The 22497-nt window shown below is 63.8% G+C and carries 17 protein-coding genes; 8 read left to right on the top strand and 9 right to left on the bottom strand.

Annotation, left to right across the window (positions count from 1 at the left end):
• Positions 1–62: 62 nt before the first annotated feature.
• The gene (locus HDC35_RS03820) at positions 63–2546 is read left to right on the top strand and encodes a glycoside hydrolase family 3 protein (RefSeq protein WP_184643768.1); all 2484 of its coding nucleotides are present in this window, start codon (positions 63–65) and stop codon (positions 2544–2546) included.
• 44 nt (positions 2547–2590) lie between these two features.
• Positions 2591–3898 carry a sugar MFS transporter gene (locus HDC35_RS03815; protein ID WP_184643766.1) on the top strand — a complete coding sequence of 436 codons (1308 nt, stop codon included), beginning with the start codon at positions 2591–2593 and terminating at the stop codon, positions 3896–3898.
• A 71-nt stretch (positions 3899–3969) separates the two neighbouring features.
• Here the strand turns inward: HDC35_RS03815 and HDC35_RS03810 are convergent, their stop codons facing one another.
• Together HDC35_RS03810 and HDC35_RS03805 are read right to left on the bottom strand one after the other, a co-directional pair.
• Positions 3970–5103, bottom strand: coding sequence for a GGDEF domain-containing protein (locus HDC35_RS03810; protein ID WP_184643764.1), 1134 nt, complete (start codon positions 5101–5103; stop codon positions 3970–3972).
• 205 nt (positions 5104–5308) lie between these two features.
• Positions 5309–7435, bottom strand: coding sequence for a S9 family peptidase (locus HDC35_RS03805; RefSeq protein WP_184643762.1), 2127 nt, complete (start codon positions 7433–7435; stop codon positions 5309–5311).
• A gap of 295 nt (positions 7436–7730) precedes the next feature.
• Between HDC35_RS03805 and HDC35_RS03800 the strand changes: the two genes are divergently transcribed.
• The gene (locus HDC35_RS03800) at positions 7731–9923 is read left to right on the top strand and encodes a TonB-dependent receptor (RefSeq protein ID WP_184643760.1); all 2193 of its coding nucleotides are present in this window, start codon (positions 7731–7733) and stop codon (positions 9921–9923) included.
• 583 nt (positions 9924–10506) lie between these two features.
• Here HDC35_RS03800 and HDC35_RS03795 read toward each other — a convergent pair.
• The 3 genes from HDC35_RS03795 to HDC35_RS03785 are packed head-to-tail and all read right to left on the bottom strand — an operon-like array spanning position 10507 to position 13048.
• The gene (locus tag HDC35_RS03795) at positions 10507–11520 is read right to left on the bottom strand and encodes a histone deacetylase family protein (protein WP_184643758.1); all 1014 of its coding nucleotides are present in this window, start codon (positions 11518–11520) and stop codon (positions 10507–10509) included.
• Positions 11517–12095, bottom strand: a complete 579-nt coding sequence (locus HDC35_RS03790; RefSeq protein WP_184643756.1) for an FMN-binding negative transcriptional regulator — start codon at positions 12093–12095, stop codon at positions 11517–11519. The genes HDC35_RS03795 and HDC35_RS03790 overlap by 4 nt, the downstream gene beginning before the upstream one ends.
• On the bottom strand, positions 12092–13048 hold the full coding sequence (locus HDC35_RS03785; protein WP_260397482.1) for an alpha/beta hydrolase: 957 nt from the start codon (positions 13046–13048) through the stop codon (positions 12092–12094). The genes HDC35_RS03790 and HDC35_RS03785 overlap by 4 nt, the downstream gene beginning before the upstream one ends.
• Positions 13049–13224: 176 nt before the next feature.
• On the opposite strand from HDC35_RS03785, the gene HDC35_RS03780 reads away from it, so the two are divergent.
• Positions 13225–13983 (top strand): helix-turn-helix domain-containing protein, encoded by a 759-nt coding sequence (locus tag HDC35_RS03780; RefSeq protein ID WP_184643754.1) that lies wholly within the window; start codon positions 13225–13227, stop codon positions 13981–13983.
• Positions 13984–14106: 123 nt separating this feature from the next.
• Entirely contained in the window at positions 14107–14397 is a 291-nt protein-coding gene (locus HDC35_RS03775; RefSeq protein ID WP_311770707.1) for a DUF3325 family protein, read from the top strand.
• Here the strand turns inward: HDC35_RS03775 and HDC35_RS03770 are convergent, their stop codons facing one another.
• Both HDC35_RS03770 and HDC35_RS03765 read right to left on the bottom strand, forming a co-directional pair.
• Positions 14398–14811, bottom strand: coding sequence for a DUF2147 domain-containing protein (locus tag HDC35_RS03770; RefSeq protein WP_184643752.1), 414 nt, complete (start codon positions 14809–14811; stop codon positions 14398–14400). It lies immediately after the preceding gene.
• On the bottom strand, positions 14808–15665 hold the full coding sequence (locus HDC35_RS03765) for a metal-dependent hydrolase (RefSeq protein ID WP_184643750.1): 858 nt from the start codon (positions 15663–15665) through the stop codon (positions 14808–14810). Before HDC35_RS03765 ends, HDC35_RS03770 begins: the two co-directional genes overlap by 4 nt.
• A 197-nt stretch (positions 15666–15862) precedes the next feature.
• Between HDC35_RS03765 and HDC35_RS03760 the strand changes: the two genes are divergently transcribed.
• Positions 15863–16489 (top strand): TetR/AcrR family transcriptional regulator, encoded by a 627-nt coding sequence (locus HDC35_RS03760; protein ID WP_184643748.1) that lies wholly within the window; start codon positions 15863–15865, stop codon positions 16487–16489.
• A gap of 16 nt (positions 16490–16505) precedes the next feature.
• Here HDC35_RS03760 and HDC35_RS03755 read toward each other — a convergent pair whose 3' ends face one another.
• Both HDC35_RS03755 and HDC35_RS03750 read right to left on the bottom strand, forming a co-directional pair.
• Positions 16506–17492 (bottom strand): FecR domain-containing protein, encoded by a 987-nt coding sequence (locus HDC35_RS03755; protein ID WP_184643746.1) that lies wholly within the window; start codon positions 17490–17492, stop codon positions 16506–16508.
• The gene (locus tag HDC35_RS03750; RefSeq protein ID WP_184643744.1) at positions 17489–18001 is read right to left on the bottom strand and encodes an RNA polymerase sigma factor; all 513 of its coding nucleotides are present in this window, start codon (positions 17999–18001) and stop codon (positions 17489–17491) included. Before HDC35_RS03750 ends, HDC35_RS03755 begins: the two co-directional genes overlap by 4 nt.
• Positions 18002–18331: 330 nt before the next feature.
• Here HDC35_RS03750 and HDC35_RS03745 point away from each other — a divergent pair, with 330 nt between their 5' ends.
• Positions 18332–21580 (top strand): TonB-dependent receptor domain-containing protein, encoded by a 3249-nt coding sequence (locus HDC35_RS03745; protein WP_184643742.1) that lies wholly within the window; start codon positions 18332–18334, stop codon positions 21578–21580.
• A gap of 333 nt (positions 21581–21913) precedes the next feature.
• A complete protein-coding gene (locus HDC35_RS03740) occupies positions 21914–22384 on the top strand; it encodes a hypothetical protein (RefSeq protein WP_184643740.1) in 471 nt (156 codons plus the stop codon).
• Positions 22385–22497 lie beyond the last annotated feature (113 nt).

Below are 22497 nucleotides of genomic sequence, written 5' to 3'. Positions count from 1 at the left end.
TCGGCGGGACACTATGCGACATGAAATTTGATAACGTTCACAATAGAGGAATGGGAGAGACGATGCGCCGACAGGCAATGGGTATGGCGACCGCGCTGCTGCTGGCAGGCGCCGCGACCGCGACAGCGCAAACCGCCGCAACCGACGCAGCCACGGTCCACCCCGAACTATGGCCCGCGGCGAAGAGCCCCGCCGCGATCACCGATGCCGCGACCGAGGCGCGGATCGATGCGCTGATCGCAAAGATGACGATCGCTCAAAAGGTCGGTCAGCTGATCCAGGCCGACATCAGCACGATCACGCCGAAGGACCTTGAAACCTATCCGCTCGGGTCGATCCTGGCGGGCGGCAACAGCGGACCCAATGGCAATGAACGCTCGAGCGCGGCCGACTGGGCAAAGCTCGTCGGCGAATTTCGTGCGGTCTCGATGAAGCCGCAGGCCAATGGCGTCGCTATCCCGATCATCTTCGGCGTCGATGCCGTGCACGGGCACAATAATATCCCGGGCGCGACGCTCTTTCCGCACAATATCGGGCTTGGCGCGGCGCGCGATCCCGAACTGATCCAGCGCATCGGCGCGGTCACGGCAGCCGAGATAGCGGGCAGCGGCATCGAATGGACTTTCGCCCCGACGCTCGCCGTGCCGCAGGACCTGCGCTGGGGGCGCAGCTATGAAGGCTATGCCGCCGACCCGAAGCTCGTCGCCGATTATGCGAGGGCGATGGTGATCGGCCTGCAGGGGCCGCTCGTCGCCGGCAAGACCGTCGATGCAAGCCACGTCGCCGCGACCGCCAAGCATTTTCTGGCCGACGGCGGGACGTTCGAAGGCAAGGACCAGGGCGACGCCAAGGTCGATGAAAAGGAACTGATCGCGACGCACGGACAAGGCTATCCGGCGGCCATCGACGCCGGCGCGCTGACCGTGATGGCGAGCTTTTCGAGCTGGCAGGGGGTCAAGCACCACGGCAACAAGGGGCTGCTGACCGACGCGCTCAAGACGAAGATGGGGTTCGAAGGTTTTGTAGTGGGGGACTGGAACGGCCACGGACAGGTCGCGGGGTGCAGCGTCACCGATTGCGCCCAGTCGATCAATGCCGGGCTCGACATGTTCATGGCGCCCGACAGCTGGAAGGGGCTTTACGAAACGACGTTGGAACAGGCGAGGGACGGCACGATCCCGGCCGCGCGCCTCGACGATGCGGTGCGGCGCATCCTGCGCGTCAAATATAAGCTCGGCCTGTTCCCCGAAGGCCATGTCGACCGCAGCGTGGTCAGGGCGATCGGAACGCCCGACCATCTCGCCGTCGCGCGAGAAGCGGTCGCCAAGTCACTCGTTTTGCTGAAAAACAACGGAAATGTCTTGCCGATCAAGCCCGGTGCCCGCGTGCTCGTTACGGGCCCCGCGGCCGACAGCATGGCGATTCAGTCGGGCGGCTGGACGATCAGCTGGCAGGGGACCGACGTCGTGCGTTCGGACTTCCCGAACGGGCAGACGATCTGGGAGGCGCTCGACAAGTCGGTGCGCGACGCAGGCGGTGTCGCGACCTTGTCCGAAGGCGGTGTCTTCAAGGAAAAGCCCGACGTCGCGATCGTCGTGTTCGGTGAAGCGCCCTATGCCGAATTCCAGGGCGATGTCGCGACGCTCGATTACCAGCCGACCGAAGCGACCGATCTCGCAACGCTCAAGAAGCTGAAGGCGGCGGGTATCCCGGTGGTCGCGTTGTTCCTGTCGGGAAGGCCGATGTTCGCCAATCCCGAAATCAACGCCTCCGACGCTTTTGTCGCGGGCTGGCTACCGGGGTCGCAGGGCGCGGGCGTCGCCGACGTGCTTGTGGCGGGCAAGGACGGCAAGACGGTGCGCGGCTTTACCGGCACCTTGCCCTTCGCCTGGCCGTCCGACGCACGTTCGCCTGTCGAAAAGCCGCAATTCGCGGTGGGCTACGGGCTGAAATATGGCGAGACCACGACGGTGCCGCAGCTGTCCGAAGAGCTGGGCGTCGATATTTCGGCGGCGCTCAATGTCGAGAATTTCTTTTCCGGCGGCCGCGCGCGCGCGCCATGGGTGCTGTCGATCACCGATGCGGGGGGCAAGCGCCCGGTCGAGTCCGCCCCGATCGCGAGCCCCGGCGGCATGATCGCGGCGCGCTCGGTCGATGTGCGCGCGCAGGAAGACGGCAAGAGCTTCACCTGGACCGGCCCGGCCACGCTCGAGCTGACCGGCCCCTATGCCGACCTGTCGCGCCAGCTCAACAACAGCTTCGCGCTGCGCGTCGACTGGCGGATCGATGCCGCCGGTGGCGCGCCGGTCAGCCTCGCGCTCGGCGGCAAGGCGTTCGACGTTTCCGGCAAGGTCAAGGCGGCGGTGCCGGGACAGGTTTCGACGATCAAGGTGCCGCTGCGCTGCTTCGCGGATGCGGGCGCCAATCTGCGGCAGGTCGACAATGCGGTGACGGTCAAGGCGGACAAGGGCTTTGCCGCGACGCTGCTGAATACGAATGTCGAGGCCGTCGGCGAAAATCTGCCTTGCCCGCCCGCGGTAAAATGACAAGACCGGAAGCGGGTTATCCGAAAAAGGGTTGGGAGAGAGACATGGCATTGGCGCCGAGCGTTGCGACGAATGTGGACCCGAATGCGGTCGACCAGCCGGACAAGGGAGGGGGCGGCACCAAGCTCGTCCTGATCCTCGCCTTTGCGGTGTTTTTCCTGCTCGGCGGGGTGACGAACATCAATGATCTCCTGGTCGGCAAATTCAAGCCGATGTTCCACCTGACGCACGCCCAGGCGAACCTTGTGCAGATGGCGTTCTTCATCGCCTATGGCGCCTTTTCGATCCCCGCCGGAATCATCATGTCGAAGCTCGGCTATATCCGCACCTTCGTGCTCGGGTTCATCATCGTGGCGGCCGCGGCTTTTCTGTTCATCCCGGCCTCGGCTGCGGCGTCCTATCCCGGTTTCCTGGCCGCGCTGTTTTGCATCGGTGCTGGGATAACGGTGCTTCAGGTCGCGATGAACCCGGTGATCACGACGCTGGGGCCGGTCGAAACCTCGCACAGCCGGTTGACCTTCGCGCAGGCGTTCAATTCGATCGGCGTGTTCCTGATGGTATATGGCGGCGCCACGTTCCTGCTCGGCGATTCAAAGCCCATCGATGCCGATACCGCGAGCGAGGCGCAAATTCAGGCCTATCGCGTCGCCGAGGGCGCGTCGATCGGCACTGCCTATATGTGGCTCGGCGTCCTGATGCTGGTCATCGCGGCGGTGTTCTGGATGTACCGGTCGACGCTCGATCACGCCCGAACCGACGACGTAAAGCTCGAGGGCACTTGGGGCCTCTTGACCCACAACCGCCGCGTCCAGTTCGGCGCGCTGTGCATCTTTGTCTATGTCGGTGCCGAAGTGGCGATTGGATCGAACCTGATGGCCTATCTCGCCGAACCGAGCGTGATGGGGCTGGGGCTCCAGGCGGCGGGCAAGCTGGTCGCGATGTATTGGCTGGGCGCACTGGTCGGCCGGTTGCTGGGCGGCTTCATCCTGCGGCTGGCCAAGCCGGGACGGGTGCTCACCACCTTTGCAGCCGGGGCGATTTCGCTGATCCTTTTGTCGGCGGTGACGACCGGCGCGTTGTCGGGCTGGGCGCTGATCCTCGTCGGCTTCTGCAATTCGCTGATGTTCCCGACGATCTTCAGCCTCGCAACCGAAGGATTGGGCGAACGAACGCCGCAGGGATCGGGCATCATGTGCACCGCGATCATCGGCGGGGCGATCGTCCCCTTCCTGTTCGGAACGGTGGCCGATCTCAGCGGCGACATCCGTATCGCGCTGGCGGTGCCGCTTGTCTGCTACGCCATCATCGCTAGTTTCGGACTGTGGACGGCTGCGCGACCGACTACCGGCTGACGGTTGCCGCGGGCGATCTCTCTCTGGTGAGCGATCGCCCGCGGTTCCCGCCCCCCGTGCGGGATAGGTAGTCAGGCCGGGTCGGCGATCTCGACGCGGTTTCGCCCCGCCGCCTTGGCCTTGTACAACGCATCGTCGGCGGCCTTCAGCGCGCCGCGCGTGTCGCCATAGCCGAAGACGTCGGCGACACCCCCGGAGAAGGTGATCTGGCCGAAGGGTTCGTCGGTCTTGCGGTTGATCAGACGCCGGTCGGCAAGCGCTTCGCGCGCCTCGTCAAGCCGTAGCGCCGCCTGCCCGGGCGTCGCATCGCGGAACAGCATGACGAATTCCTCGCCGCCATGCCGCGCGACATGGCAATGGTCGTTGGAAATCCGAGCAAGCGTATCGGCGATGGCCTTGATCACGCGGTCCCCGGCTTCGTGACCGTGGACGTCGTTGATCTTCTTGAATTCGTCGATATCGCAAAAGGCGACGCTGAGCGGTTCGCATGCGGCGCGCGCTTCGTGGTAATATTTGTCGAGCAGCAGTTCAAAGGCGCGCCGGTTTGGCAGGCCGGTCAGGAAATCGACTTCGGCATCGCGCTTCGCGCGCGCGAGGCTGCGGCGCAGGGCTTTGGCTTCGTCCTCGCTCTTGCGCATGTCGTCCTCGGCTTTGCGCGTACGGTCGAGCATCACCTTGGCGAGGTCGGCAAGGCTCGAGACGATGCGGCCGGTTTTCCGAAGCTGTTCGAGGTCGACGACATGCTGTTCGAGTTCCGAACCATAGTCGCTGGTGACGCAGCGCGCTTCTTTCGTATTGGCGTGAAAGGAATCGAGATTGGTTTCGAGCCGCGCGATCAACCGGTCGAGGTCGGCGCGATCGGGCTGGCCTCTGTCCTGATCGGCGAGTTCGTCGAGCCATTGCTGGTTGATCCCGCCGGGCGATTGCGACCGGGTCGAAATCTGCCGCGCGAGATGCGGGTTGGTTCCCGAAAAGGCGGCGTGCGCAAGCAGCAGGTTGGCGGGCGAAACGTCGAGGTCGTTGTCGACGAGGAACGCCATGATCGTGCCGACGAGCTGGTGCCGCGCGAGGCGCGTCAGGTCGCGCGGGCCGCCTCCGTCGGGAAAGGCGAACCCTGCCGGGGGGCTGCTGCGAGTATCGCGCAAGCCCAGCCAACCCAAAAGCCGTCCTACCGGCTCGTTCGATCGTGTTGCTTTGCTGGTCATGCGACATTTAACGTTTCGCGCCGTGCGGTTTTAAGGCCGATTTGTGCCATCGACCGCGAAATTTCGACCGTAAATGATCCGGTTCGGATCGATCGGCACAATCGCCGCGTCAAAACAGCGGTTTAACGGCAAGTCCGGCGATCGAGCGAGCGAGCCCGGTTTTGCCCGACGGATGCGCGGCGCGCAGTCGGGGCGACCCCTTTTTCTAGATGCAGCGCATCGCAAAGGCCCAAAAGAGCGCCTTTTGCCGATATTCGCTCTTGAGGTCGGCGCTGCCCTGGTGCCCGCTGTCCATGTCGGTGGCGAGCAGCGCGGGATTGCCGCTCGTCGAGCGGTGCCGCACTTCGGCGACGAGTTTCGCCGGTTCCCAATAGGCGACGCGGTCGTCCTTGAGCCCCGCGGTGCAGAGCAGTGGCGGATAGGGCGCCGCGCGGACATTCTCGTAGGGCGAGATCGAGGCGATATAGTCATAGGCCGTGGGGTCGGCGAGCGGATCGCCCCAGTCGGGGCGGAACAGCGGCACGAGCGGGTGCGCGCCGTCGCTCATCGTGTTGAGCATGTCGACGAAGGGCACCTGCGCGATCACACCGCCCCACAAGGTCGGGGCGATGTTCATGCTCGCGCCGACGAGCAGGCCGCCCGCCGACAGGCCATAGGCAACGACCTTGCCCCTTGTCGTATAGCCCTTCGCTGCCAGAAATTCGGCGCAGGCGATGAAATCGGTGAAGCTGTTGCGTTTGGTGAACTTGCGGCCGCCGAGGAACCAGCGTCGGCCTTTCTCCGATCCGCCGCGCACATGCGCGATCGCATAGCGCCAGCCGCGATCGACCAGCGCGAGCGCGGGAACCGAGAATTCGGGGTCGCTGGGAATACCGTAGGCGCCATAACCATATTGGAGCAGCGGCGCTTTGCCGTCTTTCGGCGCATCGCGGCGCGACAGCAGCGTGACCGGCACCATCTCGCCATCGGGGGCCGGTGCGAACAGGCGCTCGACGACATAATCGTCGGGGTCGAAGCCCGCCACCGCCTGCTGCTGGACCACGACCTGCCGGCCGCTCGCAAGGTCGATGCGAATCCAGCGGCGGGGCGATTTGGGCGACTGGTGGACGATCATCACCGATGCGGCGCGATAATCCTGCTCGGGCAGCAGTTCGATCGAATAGGCGGGGTCGTCGAACGCGATCTCCCGTTCCGAACCGTCGGCGTGCAGGACGACGAGCCGGTGGAGCCCATCGACCCGCTCGAGGCGGACGAGCGCCGCCGCAAAGGGCTGGAGCTGGAGGATCGGCGTGCCCGCGCGATGCGGGACGAGCGTCGCGAGCGTGCGGAAGCTCGCGGGATCGAGGCGCAGCAGCGCCATGTCGAACGCGCCGTCGCCGTCGGTGAGCGCGACGAGACCGCCATTCCATTCGTCGATTTCATACCGCGCCCCGACCTTGCGCGGCCACACGACCGCGGGTTCGGCGGTTTCGTCCGCCGCGGATATCAGCCGGACTTCGGCGGTCTCGGGGCCGGCGAGGGTCAGCGCGACGAAGCCGTCGGCCGCCGTGCGCTTCACCTGCATGAAGATCGCCGGGTCTTTTTCTTCATAGACGAGATCGGTGGTCTTTCCATCGACCGATGTCCGGTAGAGCCGCGTCGGCCGGTTGTGCGCGTCGCGCCAGATCCAGAACAGCCAGCGCGACGAAGGCGCAAAGACGAGGCCGCCATAACCATAGGCATCTTTGCCCACGACGATGCGGACTTCGCCGCTCTGGTTGTCGCGGATGCAGATGCGGTGGCGATCGTTTCCGATCACATCCTCCGCCCAGGCAAAATAGCGGTGGTCGGGGCTCGGTTGATGTCCGGTGCTGCGAAAATAGGACTGGCCCGCCGCCCGCGCTGCCTCGTCGACGAGTTGCTCCGCCTCGCCATCCTTTTGGCGGCGCGTATGGATTGCGTGGGCTGCTCCCGACGGCTTGGCCGATTCATAGCGCCAGCCGTCCTTTTCGAACGCCGGCGCCGCGATCTCGCTCGACGATCGCGCGAGCATGGCGTCGAGGAGGCGTTGCCGCTCATCGGCCAGGGGCGCAAGGATCGCGTCGGCATAGTCGTTTTCGGCCTTCAGCATCGCGGCGACGGCTTCGGGCAAATTGCCTCGCGTGCGCTCGCCTTCGGCGGGGATGAATTTCATCCAGCTATAAGGGTCGTCGCGCTGGCGGCCGAGCTGCGCGATGACATGGGAAATGCGCGGCGATAGCGGTGGCGCGACTCTGGGCCAGCGACTGTCAGGCGCCTTGGCCCAGATGCTGCGGCTTTCGGGCAGGAGCGCAGCTACGGCGGCGCTGCCCATAAAAGCCCTCCGACCCATTTTTCCGATGCTGCGCATGCGACTCTCTTTTCGATCCTGCGGGGAGGTTCCGTCCAATCTATGTCGCCGCCCTTGGCTTACTGCGCCGATCAGGCCGCCCAATCCATCGATCGGGCAAATTGGGCGGAAGTCCTCGCGAAACTGCGCGCTCCCGTGTCGATGCACTGGCCCGATCCGGCTGGATTATGGCCCGACCATCGCCGTCACGCCAGTTTCGCATGATAGCTTGAGCATCGGATTTTCCTACCAATAGGCATTATCAAATAGGGAGGCAAAAATGGGGTTTGCATCGATCCGGCGGGTCGCCGCATGCGGTATTTCGATCCTGGCGCTCGGGTCGGCGTCGGGCGCGCTGGCGCAGGAGACCGACGACAGCGAGATCGTCGTTACCGCCGCCAAGCGCGAGCAGTCCGTGCGCGACGTCAGCGGTTCGGTGAGCGCGGTCAGCGAGGCGACGCTGCAAAAGCTCAACGCCCAGAGCCTGTCCGACTATATCACGCGCGTCCCCGGCGTCGTCTTCAACGATTACCAGCCCGGCGTTTCCGAAGTCGTGATCCGCGGCGTCGCATCGACCACCTATCATGAAGCGAACCAGGCGACGACCGGCTATTATCTCAACGAAGTGCCGCTGATCGAACCCGGCTTCCCGCTCGTCATCCCCGACGTCGACAGTTTCGACGTCAGCCGCGTCGAAGTACTGCGCGGGCCGCAGGGCACGCTGTTCGGTTCGTCCTCGCTCGGCGGTGCGATCAACTATGTGGTGAACGAAGCCGATCCCAGTCGTTTTGACGCGGGGTTCGAGGGGAATGTCGCGACGACCAAGGGCGCCGGCGAGGCCAGCTATGCCGTCAAGGGCATGGTCAACGTGCCGATCGTCACCGACAAGCTCGCCGTCCGGCTTGTCGCGCTTCAGCGTTACGACGCGGGCTATCTCGACAACATCTCGCTCGGCGAAGATGGCAGCAACGATCTGCGTGTGCGCGGCCTGCGCGGGTCGATCGTCTTCACCCCGACCGAGACGACACGCATCTCGGCGCTCAGCATGTATCAGGAATATGATCTCGACGATCAGACCTATGTGATCTTCGGTCCGCCGAAGACGTTCGACCGCGCGACCAACGTCGCCGAGTTTCAGGACACCAGCTTCATGATGCACAGCCTGCGGATCGAGCAGGACCTGGGCTTTGCGACGCTGACCGCCGTCGGCAGCTATACCGAGAAGAAGGCGAACCTGGCGTTCGACAACTCGATCTTCGGCGGCAACGACCCGCGCACCGACACGCCCGAGCTGGCAAGCAGCGACGGCAAGTCGAAGACCGAATATGGCGAACTGCGGCTCGCCTCGCCCGACGGCGGGCGTTTCCGCTGGCTGCTCGGCGCCAATTATACCCGGCTGCGCTCGAACAACACCGACGGCACCTTCATCGAAGGCATCGCCGATTATATCGATGCGAACCCCGGCGAGTTCGACGGCCAGCCGGGCAGCGAGCTTGCCCCCGGCGACCTCGCGACGCGGACGATCAGCAGCAACCGGGTGACCGAAAAGGCGATCTTCGGCGAAGCGTCGTTCGATATCGTCGACACGCTGACGCTGACGCTCGGCGGGCGCTTGTTCGAATATCGCTCGCGCCCGCGTCTGCAATATCTGCCCAACGCCAATCTGGTCGACCCGTTCGATTTCGCGCCCGCCGCGGATAAGGATTCGGACTTCATTCCCAAGGCGTCGCTGACCTGGAAGCCGTCGGACGACTTCATGATCTATGCCCTCTATTCGGAAGGCTTCCGCATCGGCGGCGTCAACGTCTATTCGGCCGCCGTCCCCGGTCTGCCGCTGACGTTCGAAAGCGACACGACGAAGAATTACGAAATCGGCACGCGGTTCGACCTGGTCGACCGGACGCTGAGCGTCGATGTCACCGCCTATCATATCGATTGGGGCAATGTGCAGGCGCGCCTGTTCACGCCGGTCGATTTCAACGCCTATACGGTGAACGGAGGCGGCGCCGATATCGACGGCGTCGAGATCAGCTTGAACCTGCGTCCGACGCGCAACCTCAGCTTCTCGTCGAACGTCGCCTATAATGACGCGCGCCTGTCGTCGCTGCTGCCCGACAGTTTCGCGCCGGGCGGCGGTTATGCGAAGGGAACGCGGCTGCCCGGCGCGTCCGAATGGACGCTGTCGAACTCGCTCGACCTGAGCTTCGCCGACGCGCCGCTGAAGCCGCGCTTCGGCATCGCGCACCGCTATCTGTCGGGCGCGCCCGTCGATTTCGCGGGGTCGTTGGAGAAGGGCGACTTCCACCTTGTCGACCTCAACGCGTCGGTGACGGTGAACGACCGGATCGAACTGGGTCTGTTCGCGAAGAATCTGTTCGACCAATATGGCATTTTGAACGCGCCTTTCGCTTTTGCCGGCTCGGTGGCCCGGCCGCGGACGCTGGGCGCGACGGTACGGTTCAGTCTGAATTGAGGAATGGGAAGGGGCCGCTCCGCCGCGAATGGCGGGGCGGCCCTTTCGGCTTTGACCGGGTTCGGACCGATTGCGGACGTTCAATCCTCCCTGTGGCGAAGCCATGGGGAGGTGGCAGCGCGAAGCGCTGACGGTGGGGCATAACGCAGCCCCTCCACCCCTCGCTTCGCGAGCGGTCCCCCTGCCCATCGCTTCGTGACAGGGAGGATTTGAGGTCGCTGACGAGTAATCGCGATCCTCTATTCCATCGTCATCCCGGACTTGATCCGGGATCCATCGCGGCGTCGAAGTCATGGACCCCGGATCAAGTCCGGGGGGACGAGGGGGGAGCTGGCTGTGACGGCTAACCACCCCAAAGCCGGCGCCTGCAAAAAAGGCTTTCCTACATTATCCGGCTATGCCAGCCTTCATACCGGCTCTTTCGACTGGTCGATAAAAAGCGGTTGCCGGCTCGTTTGCGCAGGCTATCGCGGCGGGACGCGTCCCGTACCCCTGCGGCGTCAAATCGGGCGGCGCACAGGGCTGACTTTTACTGACCTTTGGACAGTGTCAGGCGGTGGCAGCTAACCGCCGTAAGCCGATGTTACCCCTCGAAACCCGCAAGAAATGCCGCGACATTCTTTCCAAGGTCTCCGACGGCGTAGCCGCCTTCCATCACGATCAGGCTCGGAACGCCGAGTGTGGCGATGCGCGCCGCCAGCACAGCATAATCTTCGCGTTCGAGTGCAAAGCTCGAGATCGGATCGCTGCTGTGGGTGTCGGCGCCGAACGACAGGATCAGGAATTTCGCTCCCCAGTCGGAAATCGCCGCCAATGCAGTATCGAGCGCGGGCGCGTAGCTTTGGCCGTCGGTGCCGCGCGGCAGGGGGAGGTTGAGCGTCGTGCCTTCGCCGGCGCCTTCGCCGCGCTCGTCGGCATGGCCCCAATAGAAGGGATAATCGGTGCGCGGGTCGGCGTGGATCGAGCAAAAGAAGACGTCCGGGTCGTCGTAGAAGATATCCTGCGTGCCATTGCCATGGTGATAGTCGATGTCGAGGATCGCAACCGGGCCGAGGCCGCGATGATGCGCCTCGCGCGCTGCGATGGCGGCGTTGTTGAGGTAGCAATAGCCACCCATATAGTCGCGCCCCGCGTGGTGACCCGGCGGGCGGCACAGCGCGAAGGCGTGGGCCTCGCCGCTCGCGGCGAGATGATCGAGCGCGGTCAATGCGCCCTGCGCCGACCAATAGGCCGATTCCCATGTACCCGCGGCGATCGGCGTCCCGGCGTCATAGCTGTAGGCGCCGAGATCGGCGTCGATCCGGGCGAAGGCGAGCGGTCGGCGGCGGCGGACGGGGAAGGTATAGCCGATCGCATCGCCATTGCGCCCGGCGGCAAGCCAATCGCCGTGTGCGCGTTTGAGGAAGGCGAGATAGTCGGCATCATGCACCGCAAACAGCGGCGCCATGCCGAAATCGCGCACCGGGCGCCAATGGGTAAAGGCATCGACGATCGACCGTGGGCGCTCGACATTCTCGGCGTATGGCACCCAGTCGCCATTGTGCAGTTCGCGCAGGGGCGCATGGGCCATCTGGCGATCGTCGAAGAAGAGCTTCACCTTTTTGCCTGTCCTTCCATCCACACCGCGAGCGTCCGGTCGCTGTGGCCTGCGACGATTTCGGCGAACCCATGCGCGCTCTCGTCCTGTCCCAGCTTGAAGCTGTGCTCGGCCGATCGGACATGCGCGCGAAAGGCGATGATCTGGTCGAGCATCTTTCCATAGCGGGTGCCAAGGCTCGCTGTCGACCAGGCGCCATCCTCCATCTTGCTCACAAGCCGCTCGATCGCGTCCTGCGTCTCACCCTCGACGAACTCGATTTCGACGATGAAGCGCAGCACCGCGTAATTCCACGTCGGCGCCCAATCGGGTTTCGACAGCAGGCTTGTCGGAACGTACCCGGCGGGCCCGTTGAAGAGGACCAGCCCGCGCGGATCGGCGGTGAAATCGGCGACGAGCGGATTGCGGCGCGCGCAATGGCCGAACAGCGCCACCACCGCGCCGCCGCCGTCGGTCTCGGCCAGCAGCGGCAGCGGACTGGCATGGAAATCGCGCGAGACGAGCCACGCAAGCGGATAGTCGGCGATCAACTGCTCAATGTCTGCGGCGCTACGGGGGGCGTAGAGGTTCGTCATGTCCCGACGATATCACAGATCCACGCCGCCTGCTCGTCGAGCGCGCGGCTGGCGAGGGGGGCGATCGATACCGCTTCGAGGAAGCTGTGCGTTGCGCCTTGGTACGTCACGGCGCGGGTCGGCACGCCGGCTTCTTCGAGCTTGCGTGCGAAGGCGTCGTTGCAATCTGCCAATATGTCGCAGTCGGCGATGGCGAGGAAGGCGGGCGGCATACCCGACAGATCGGCGCGCAGCGGCGCGACGAGCGGATCGGCGAGTTGGTCGGGGGTGTCGATATAATTGGCCCAGAATATGTCCATCTCGTCGGCCTCGAGCGGATAGTCCCCCGCGCCGAAGCGCGTATAGCTGGGCGCATGTTCAGGCGCGAACGCGCCATAGTTGAGCAGCATCGCGATCGGCAGCGGGCGCCCGTGCTGGCGTTGCAGCAGGCAGGTCGCAACCGACAGGTTGGCGCCGGCGGAATCGCCACCGATCAGGACGCGGCCGGCGTCGAGGCCCAGCGCATCCGCCTGCGCCGCGATCCAGTCGAGCGCCCCCGCGCATTCTTCGAGCGCGACCGGGAATTTATTCTCGGGCGACAGGCTGTAATCGATGCCGAGCACCGCGATGCCGGCGCGCGCGGCATATTCGCGCATCAGCCGGTCATGCGTGTCGATGCTGAACAGTGTCCAGCCGCCGCCGTGGATGTAGAGCATGACGGGCAGCTTTGCGTCCCCGACCGGACGGTGGAGGCGCAGGCGCACGCCGCCCATATCCAGTTCGCGCGTCTCCGCCATTATCGGGCCACCCTCGCGCCAAGGTTTGCGGACGCGTTCGGCGACGGCGCGGCGTGCCGCCATGCTCGTGCCGGCGGGGGCACCATGTTCGGCATATGCGGCGTTGATCGCGTCGACAAAGCGGCGGATGTCGGGGTCGGCCATATCGTTCTGCATGGTGTCCAAGCCCTTTGGCATAGCTGGCAAATCCTTCCCGAAACAATCCTCGATCGCCTGATAGCTTTTACCCGCCCGCCTCTATCGCCCGATCGGGCCAATCACCGCAGCGGACAGGCCAGCGCGGCCATCGCCGCTGGCCAGCGAGGCGTCCGGCCTATATTGTGCAATTGTCCAAGATTAGCGAGGATCGGGCCATGAAACATAGCGTCGATGTCCTGACCGCCGGACGCCCGGTGATGGCGCTGCAGGATGAATATCCCGCGGGCTTCGTCGACCCGATGCACAGCCACGACCATATCCAGATCCTCTATGCCTCGGCAGGGGTGATGTCGGTCCGCACGCCCGACACCAGCTTCGTCATCCCGCCGCAGCGCGCAGTGTGGCTGCCGGCTGGGACGCGGCACGAGGTCGCCTGCCGCGGCCCGGTGTCGCTCCGCACGCTGTATATGCCGTGCGCCGGACACGAGCATGAACGCGAATGCCGCGTGTTCGAAGTGTCGAACCTGGTCAAATCCCTGATTCTTGAGGTTGTCGACTTCCCCGCGCTTTACGACGTCAATGGGCGCGAGGGGCGCATTATCGCCCTGCTGCTCGACGAGATCGCACGGATGCCCAATGCGCCCTACCAGGTGTCGATGCCCTCGAACCCGCGGCTGCTGCGTGTGTGCAATGCGATCATTGCCGACCCGTCAGACCCCCGCGACATCGACGATTGGGCCGCGCTCGCGGCGATGGGGCGGCGTACCTTTACGCGCAGTTTCAAACAGGAAACCGGAATGGGGCTGGCGGTCTGGCGCCAGCAGGTGCGGTTGATGGAGGCGCTGTCGCTGCTCGCGGCGGGCGCCTCGATCACGCAGGTGACCTACGATGTCGGCTATGACAGTCCCAGCGGATTCGCCGCGATGTTTCGCCGCGCCTTCGGCGTTCCGCCGAGCCAATATCTGAAGCACTGATCCGGGCGGACACGCCGCTTCGATTAGTTTGCAAATCAATCGCAATAGGCAATAGAGGGCGATGAGCCCCGGCCGGTTGCAATCCCTTCGTAGTGCCGCCCCCGCCGCTAAGCCTTCGGCCGGGTGTCGCTGCTCAGCCTGTCGATGCAGCGCCACGCGCGCGATGCGGGCGTCACCGCCGATCCGCGCTGGGCGCGCCGCATCGGCTGGGCCGGGGTCCTGTTATTGCTGGCGGCCGCGCTGGCTGCGCCCAATTGGCGCTTCGCGCTGGTCGAATGGGTGGGTCTGGCCGCGGTTGCCGCGGCCCTGATCGTCCTGACGCTCTACGGGCGCCCGCGGGCGCTGCCGAAGCTCGCGACGGGGGGCGGGCTGCTCGCCGCCGCCGCCGCCGCGCTTCTTCACCTCGTCGATTGATCAGCCGGCGCGCGTCCAGATCTTGGTGCGGCAAAAAAAGGCCACGCACCCCTTGAGTTCGAGCTTGCCGCCGGGAAGCAGCTTCAGCTGGCCCTTGGGTGCGCCGTCGCCCGATTCCGGGTCGTAGACGGGACCACCTTTCCATTCGCGAGGGCCACCGGTGAAGCCCTTGAGCACGACAAGGCCCTTGAGCTTGCGCTGGCGCAATGCGGGATCGGAATTCCGCACGTCGCGCAGATCGGGGTTGGCGCGCAGCCGGCTGGCATCGACGACGCGGCCACACAGCGCGCCGCCGCATTTATAGATTTCGACGCGCCCGCCCTCGGTCCCGGTCGCCCAGACGCCGGTGATGTCGGCGGCGGTGGCGGGCACGGCGACGGTGGCAGCGGCGATGGCGAAAGCGATCCTCCTCATGCGGCTACTCCCTTCGGCTTGCCGGCTTCGAGCAATTGCAGCGCGGCTTCGAGCAGCGGCCGGTCGTCGATTTCCCACGGATGGAAGCCCGGTTTCATATAGGTGAAGACGCCGCGCAGCAACGCGCGCATCAGCCCGTGGCGGCCGTAAAGCCAGGCGAGCAGCACCCGCCAAGTCGCCCAGTCGTTGCGGCCGTCCTGCCGCAGGAGGTCGGCGGTGTTGCGGAAAATGACATAATGGAAACGCATTGTGGTCACGCACATCACGGTGCTGCGCTTAAGCCAGCGGCGCAGCGGCGTCATCGATCGCGCGGCGTGGAGATAGGTGTCGAACGCCACGGCCTTATGCTCGATTTCCTCGATCGCATGCCAGCGCCACAGCTGCCGAGCCTCTTCGGACGCGCCGCCCAGATGTTCGGGGTTCGCCAGCGCGTCGTGCGCCAGCGTCGCCGTGAAATGTTCGAGCGCACAGGTCGCGGCAAGCTGCTGGATCGGCGAACGGCGCTTGGCCCAGGCGATCGTGCGGCGGGCGCGATCCTCGGCCGATGCGATGTCGAAGCCGGCATCCTCGGCCTGGCGGTTGAACACGACATGTTCGCGGCTGTGCATCGATTCCTGATAGAGGAAATCGTCAATCTGGCCGCGTAGCGGCTGCGGCGTGCCCGCGCGATAATGGCGCACCGAGGTCATGAAGAATTTCTCGCCCACGGGGAAAGTGGAGGAGAGGGCGTTGAAGAAGGCAGTGCGGCCGGGGTCGTTGCTGTGCCACCAGCGCGGGGGCGCCTTTTCACGCCCGAATTTCAGGTCGCGCTTTTCGATGTGCAGGTCGTCGGGTGTACGGATGGGGGAAGACATAGGTACCTCTCTGCGACTCAAGTTACATTAACATCAATGTTTATATCATCGTCGCAGGCAAGGTGCAAGCTTCGGCTATTCGGCAGTTTCCAGCGGTAATCTTGCCTGTTGTCACGGCAAGGGTGACAATTGGCCGCTTTGCGGTAAGGCTTCCGGACGAAAGCTCCCGTGGGCGTGACGGCTGCAAAGGATCGAGAATGTACAAGCAAGCGCGACCGCATCAAAAGCGGCGCAAGCGTTCGGGGGACGAGGTCCGCGAAGAGGCGTTGGTCGCGGCGCGGCAATTGCTGCTGGACGGTGGCCCGGCGGCGGTGACGCTCGCCAATGTCGGCCAGGAAATCGGCATGTCGCACGCCAATGTCCTCCACCATTTCGGATCGGCGGCGGGACTGCAATCGGCGCTGATGGGGTCGATGGTGCGCGATCTGACGACCGCGCTCGACAATGTGGTCGGGCTGCTCAAGACCGACGCGGCAGCGCCGCGGACGGTCGCCGACCGTGTGTTCGATGCGTTCGACAAGGGTGGTGCCGGCCCGCTCGCGGCGTGGATCATATTGTCGGGAGACGTCGAACATCTGGAACCGGTGCGCGAAGCGGTCCGCGCGCTGGTCGATGCGATCGTCGGGCAATCGACCGATGCCGGCGCCCCCGATCGGGTGCGCGCGGCGGTGCTGATGATGGCGGTGACGGCGTTCGGCGACGCGGTGATCGGTCCGCCCGTGCGCGATATGCTCGATCAGCGCGACGATGCGATGCGCGACCTGATCGCGCGCATCCTGCCGCTCTTCCTGATCCCCGACGGCATTCCACCCGCGGCATCCTGAACCGATGGGCGCGCAGTCACTCGCTGCCGGAAAGCAATATTTCGTCGTTGGTGGTTGAAACGCGGCGCGCGATGTCGTTGAGTTCCATAGCCTTTACAAAGCCGTCGACATCGCCGGCCTCGAACACGCCGACGACCTGCTTGTCGGGAATCTTTCCGTCCTTGAACGCCAGTTTGCGCGTCGAATAGCGGTTCATTTCGGCGACCGCTTCGGATAGCGGATCGCGCATGAAAATCAGCCGGCCTTCGGTCCAGCTGGTTTCCTTTGCCACGTCGACGCGGCGCAGCGTCCAATTATGGTCGGCGCCGATGACGAGTTGGCCGCCGGGCGCCATATCGGTGCCGCTGCCCGGCTCTGCGGCCGCTTCTTCGACCCGCACTTTCCCCTCGGCAAGCGTGACGACCATATTGCCATGTTCGAAGCTGACCTCGAACGCGGTGCCGATCGCGCGAACGCTCTTGCCACCCGCATGGACGATGAAAGGCCGCGACGGATCGGCCGCGACACGGAAAAAGGCGCGCCCGCCGACCAGGTCGACGCGCCGCTCATGCTGACTTTCGCTGACCCGCATTTCCGTTTCGGAATCGAGCGTTACGGTCGATCCTTCGGGTAAGGTAACGGTCGTTGTCTGGCCGACGCCGGTAAGAAAATGCTGGTCCTGCACGCCGCCGAAGCCGGGCATGCCCATCTGGTACGCGCCCCAGCCGACCGCGACGACGAGCAACAGCGACGCGGCCATGGCGAAATAGCGGCGCCAGGGCGCGCGCCGGTCGGTCACCGGTTCGGGTTCGCCCAGCATTTCCGGATCCTGCGGGATTGTGCCCGCGATCATCCACGCGCGATCGATCAGCCGATAAGCGTCGCGATGCGCGTCGGACTGGTCGAGCCATTCATGAAAGCGCCGCTCGTCGTCAAGCGTCATGTCCCCCGACCGTTGCAGGTTGAACCAGTGGGCAGCTTCGGACCGGAGCGCTGCGCGTTCGAGGATTTGCTTGCCGGTCATAGCCCCGGCTCCATTTCTTCGGCGATCCGCACGAGCGCGCGGTGCATCAATTCCTTCACCGCTTCCTTCGAGATGCCCATTCGCTGTGCGATCGCCTGATAGGTCAGGTTTTCGAAGCGGTGATATTGAAACGCTTCGCGTGCGCGGGGCGGCAGGTTCTGGATCGCTTCGAGAACGCGGCGATATTCCTGCTGCCCGATGACGATCCGTTCAGGCGACCGCTGGTCGGCGATTTCGAGGCTCTCTTCGAACTCGTCGTGCAGCATTGCCGACCGCGCCTTTTGCCGGCGGTGGCGGCTGATCAATGCGTTGCGCGCGGCGGTGAAGAGATAGCGTTCGACATTGTCGATCGGTGCGTTGAGCTCTGCCGACTGCAGGCGCATGAAAACTTCCTGCACCAGGTCGTCGACGTCAGCTTCGTTGGCCCGGCGGCTGAAATAGCGCCGCAGGCCAGGGCCATAGGTGGTCATCCACGCGGCCAGATCGCGATCCGGATGGGGGACCGCCATCGTCAACCAGGATCCCGATAAAACAGGCATTGCCAGATGCTCCCAGCCTTTCGTGTCATTCCGGCATCATTCCCAAATCGATCATTGCGTCCCCATTCTACGCTGGAGCTAACCTGATAGACGCAGGAAAAACGGGAAAGGGGGGATCGGAGCAGTACCCCCTGCATTTTTCCTAAACACATCGTTCACTGGCGTAGATATTAACATTGTTGAAAATTTCGCGCGAGCATCCCCCCTTTCGGGGCGAAACGGCGTCTAGAGGAATGGCGTCATGTCGAACGCCACAACAACGGGGCGTCAACCCCGGCTACAGGGAGAGGGAGTGGGGACATGCGGTTCCAGGCATGCAATGTGCGTAAAATTTTGCTGAGCGGTGCAGCGATCGGGTGCCTCGCGCTTTCGCCTACAGCGGCGTCCGCCCGCGAACAGACGACGAATTATCGCATCCCGGCCCAGCCGCTCGATCGGGCCCTGCGCGATTTCGGGGTGCAGAGTGGCGTGACGATCATGGTCGATGCGTCGCTGGTGAATGGCAAGCGCACCGCGGGTCACAGCAGGCGGAGCGATCCTGAAACGGCTCTCCAGACGTTGCTCCGCGGCACCGGGCTCAGCTATCGCCGCGACGGCAATATATTCGTGGTGACGCGGGAGGGAAACGTAAATCGCGCCGTCGGGCCGGAAATTGAAGATAACAATGAAATCGTCGTGACGGCGCAGAAGCGTGAGGAAAAAATCAACGACGTGCCGATTGCCGTCACTGCCTTCACGCCCAAGGCGCTGGACGATCACAAGATCGAAGGCGGCGCCGAACTGGTGCGCGCGGTACCCAATGTCAATTTTTCGAAAAGCAATTTCAGCGGCTATGACTTCACCATCCGCGGCATCGGGACCAAGGCAATTTCTGCCTCGAACGACCCCGCCGTGGCGGTCAGTTTCAACAACACCCCCCTTATCCGCAATCGCCTGTTCGAAGCCGAATTCTTCGACCTCGAGCGCGTCGAGGTGCTGCGCGGACCGCAGGGTACCCTCTATGGCCGCAACGCGACCGCAGGCGTGGTCAACGTCATCCCCGCGCTTCCCGACGACAACTTCGGGGGCGAGTTGAAGGGTGAGGTTGGCAGTTTCGAGACGCGGCGCCTCTCGGGGATGCTCAACGTGCCGATCACCGACACGCTGGCCGTCCGCGTCGCAGGCGCGATGACGAAGCGCGAAGGCTTCGATTACAACACATTCACCCAGCAGCGGGTCAATGGCCGCGACCTATGGTCGACGCGCGCGTCGATCCAGTGGGAGCCGAGCGACCGGTTCAAGATCAACGCCATCTGGCAGCATTTCGAGGAGGACGACAACCGATCGCGCACCGGCAAGCAGCTTTGTACTACCGATCCCGGCGTGGCCCAGGTCGGCGATATCGCGGTACCCGAATTTCTGCAAAGCCGTTTCAGCCAAGGGTGCCAGTCGGCGTCGCTATACGAGGATGCGGCCTTTGGCGCGCCCAATGCCAAGGCGCTGGCCTATGTCATGTTTCCCCAATTCAACATAGGCATAGGCCGGGATCCGACCGCGCCGCCGCCCCGTCCGCTCGTCTTTCCGATCGACCGCAATTTCGATCCTTATGGCGATGTCGTGCAGTCGCGGGACATGAGGGAGATTGCCACCAGCTACGATCCCGTCTTTCGCGCCAAGAATGACGTGTTCCAGCTCAACATGGAAATAGGGATCGGCGACGATCTGACGCTCGTTTCGCAAGGTGCCTATTCCCGCGATCGTTATTATTCGTCGCAGGATTATAATCGGTTCGTCTCGGCGCCGGTGTTCAACGATTCGGCCGCGCTGGTTAGACCGAATGGTGCGCCGATGACGGTGCCGGGTCCGACGCCGGGCGGCATTTTTACCGATCCGCAGCTGGGCGCATCGGACCGCATCATTTCCGCCGATCTCAGCCGGTCGCGCAATCGGCAATGGACCCAGGAACTGCGGCTGCAATCATCCTCTGACGGCCCTGTCAATTTTAACGTCGGGGCCAATTATCTCGATTTCAAATCGCAGGATGACTATTTCGTCTACAACAATCTGTTCTCGCTGATTGCGCAGTATAACTTCAACGGCAGCAACGTGGACAACGGCCGGGTTACCCGCAATTGCGGGGAAGGGACGCCGACGGCCCGCGAATGCGTTTATGTCGATCCCAATCCGATCGGCGAAGGTCCCGAGGACGGCCATAATTATTTTCGCAGCAAGAACCCGGTTCGGACCAAATCGCAAGCGGTGTTTGGCGAGCTCTACTGGCAGGCCGCCGAGGATCTGAAACTCACGCTCGGGCTGCGCTATACGCGCGACGAAAAAATCGCGACCCCGGTTCCCAGCCAATTGCTGCTGGGCTCATCTGAAAATGATCCGACGCAGGGCGGCTCGGTAAGTGGCGGCACGATCAACCGCGGATTCCGTGAATTTCCCGATATCCGGCAGAAATGGAATACGGTGACGGGCCGGCTGGTCGTCGACTGGAAGCCGGACCTGTCCTTTACCGACGATACGCTGGTGTATGCGTCGGCTGCACGCGGCTATAAGGGCGGGGGCGCCAATCCGCCGCGCGCCGATATCGACCAGACGGTGATTCAGTATCAGCCGCTCCCCGAAACCTTCAAACCCGAATATGTGACGGCGTTCGAAATCGGTACGAAGAACAGCTTCGACGGCGGGCGGTTCACGCTCAACGCCGCGGCCTTCTTCAACGCCTATCAGGATTATCAGATTTCGCAGATCGTCGACCGCATTTCGCTCAACGAGAATTTCAGCGCCAAGACCTGGGGTCTGGAACTCGAGACGGCGTGGCGGCCCTCGCGCAATTTCCGGCTCGATGCGACGCTCGGCCTACTCGACACGCGGATCGACAAGGGTGCGAAGTCGATCGACGTGATGGATCGGACCCAGGGCAATCCCGACTGGATGCTGCTGCGGCCATGGCTTCAGGTCCCCTCGAACTGCATCGCGCCTACGGCCCTCGTCGGACAGATATTGAACTATGATCGGGCGAACGAAGATCTGAAGCTGCTGATGCTGTCGGCGCTATGCGCCGGGTCCGCGCGTTACGGTACCTTCAATCCGGAGCTTCCGAACGTCAGCCCGGCGTTTCAGTTCGATCGGCTGCTGGGTTTCACCTATAATCCGCTGACCGATGCGCCGAACGGCGGGAAAGGATTTTTTGCCGACCTTGGCGGCAACGAACTGCCCAACGCGCCCCATTATACGTTCAACGTTGGCGCCCAATACAGCGCCTTTATCGAAGGGGGCGACTGGGTCCTGACCTTCCGCGGCGATTATTATCGTCAGGGCAAGAGTTACGCGCGTGTGTTCAACACCGAATATGACCGGCTGAAAGCCTGGGACAATGTCAATTTGGCAGTCACGCTCGCCCGCGGCGACGGCGATTTCGCGCTCCAGCTTTATGTCAAGAACCTGTTCGACAAGGCGCCGATCACGGGCACCTTCACCAACAGCGACGACACGGGGCTCAGCACCAATGTCTTCACGCTCGACCCGCGCATCGTCGGCCTCAACGCGACGGTGAAATTCTAGGCCGTCTTAAAGGAGGAACGGCACTGCGCCGGCTTGACGCGAACGGGATTGGAGGGGCTTCGGTTTCTTGGTGCAAACGGACAGCGCGAGCTTCACGAACCTCTCCCCTGGGGCCGCCGTCTCCTTGTTGGACGGCGGCCTCCGTTTTGTCTGGCTATGCGGCGAGGTGAGGTTCGACGCATCGATCCGATCCCATCGATTGACCGCGCCGTGATGTTGCAAACGCACAGAAAAAATCGCCTCCGATCCCCCCCTTTTCGCATTTGCCGCGTCTTGTTTACTGGGAGGCATCCCGCCTTCCCAAATCAATATTGATATGGAAGAGGATGTGTCATGAAGAAATTTACGGCCCTGATAGGAACCGTCGCAGCGCTCGCCATGCCCTTCGCCGCCCAGGCGCAATCGTTCAGCGGTAACGCCAACGGCAGCAACGGCTATGCCAATCTGGAGCAGTCCTTGAATGTGACGTGCGACGTGACGTTCGACGGAACGGTCACCTCAAGCACGACTGTTTCGATCTCGTCGCCGGACATCGCGCCGGGCGATTTCAGCTGCATCTTCGTCGTTCCGCAGGGCACCTGGTCGGCCAAGACGGTGCCGGGCGATGCGACCAAGGTCGACATCACGATGGGCGCCAACACGATCGCCAACGATCCCTGCTATGGAACGGTCCGCGGCGACTGGAATAACAGCACCAAGGTTCTGACGATCACCAACAAGACGCTGCCGCCAATCGATCCGGCCGGCGACATCTGCACGATCCACGAGGCGGTGATTTCGATTCCGAATATGAATCTCTCCTAAGATCGGTTTGCATGACGACCGGGCACGCCAGCGTGCCCGGTCGATCTGCTTGCGGCTTGCCTCGCCGGTTCGGGCATTGCATCCTCCATGCCGCATTCCCAATTTCCGAGGTG

It is taken from the genome of Sphingopyxis sp. JAI128 (genome assembly GCF_014207235.1).
Lineage (GTDB): Bacteria > Pseudomonadota > Alphaproteobacteria > Sphingomonadales > Sphingomonadaceae > Sphingopyxis.
This window is presented reverse-complemented; position numbering and strand designations above follow the sequence as displayed.

Coding starts and splice junctions, on each gene's coding strand:
- HDC35_RS03740 (WP_184643740.1), top strand. CDS start 21,914: ATGAAGAAATTTACGGCCCTGATAGGAACCGTCGCAGCGCTCGCCATG.
- HDC35_RS03805 (WP_184643762.1), bottom strand. CDS start 7,435: ATGGGCAGCGCCGCCGTAGCTGCGCTCCTGCCCGAAAGCCGCAGCATC.
- HDC35_RS03820 (WP_184643768.1), top strand. CDS start 63: ATGCGCCGACAGGCAATGGGTATGGCGACCGCGCTGCTGCTGGCAGGC.
- HDC35_RS03800 (WP_184643760.1), top strand. CDS start 7,731: ATGGGGTTTGCATCGATCCGGCGGGTCGCCGCATGCGGTATTTCGATC.
- HDC35_RS03750 (WP_184643744.1), bottom strand. CDS start 18,001: ATGGCGGTCCCCCATCCGGATCGCGATCTGGCCGCGTGGATGACCACC.
- HDC35_RS03770 (WP_184643752.1), bottom strand. CDS start 14,811: ATGAGGAGGATCGCTTTCGCCATCGCCGCTGCCACCGTCGCCGTGCCC.
- HDC35_RS03760 (WP_184643748.1), top strand. CDS start 15,863: ATGTACAAGCAAGCGCGACCGCATCAAAAGCGGCGCAAGCGTTCGGGG.
- HDC35_RS03810 (WP_184643764.1), bottom strand. CDS start 5,103: ATGACCAGCAAAGCAACACGATCGAACGAGCCGGTAGGACGGCTTTTG.
- HDC35_RS03790 (WP_184643756.1), bottom strand. CDS start 12,095: ATGACGAACCTCTACGCCCCCCGTAGCGCCGCAGACATTGAGCAGTTG.
- HDC35_RS03765 (WP_184643750.1), bottom strand. CDS start 15,665: ATGTCTTCCCCCATCCGTACACCCGACGACCTGCACATCGAAAAGCGC.
- HDC35_RS03755 (WP_184643746.1), bottom strand. CDS start 17,492: ATGACCGGCAAGCAAATCCTCGAACGCGCAGCGCTCCGGTCCGAAGCT.
- HDC35_RS03745 (WP_184643742.1), top strand. CDS start 18,332: ATGCGGTTCCAGGCATGCAATGTGCGTAAAATTTTGCTGAGCGGTGCA.
- HDC35_RS03785 (WP_260397482.1), bottom strand. CDS start 13,048: ATGCCAAAGGGCTTGGACACCATGCAGAACGATATGGCCGACCCCGAC.
- HDC35_RS03780 (WP_184643754.1), top strand. CDS start 13,225: ATGAAACATAGCGTCGATGTCCTGACCGCCGGACGCCCGGTGATGGCG.
- HDC35_RS03815 (WP_184643766.1), top strand. CDS start 2,591: ATGGCATTGGCGCCGAGCGTTGCGACGAATGTGGACCCGAATGCGGTC.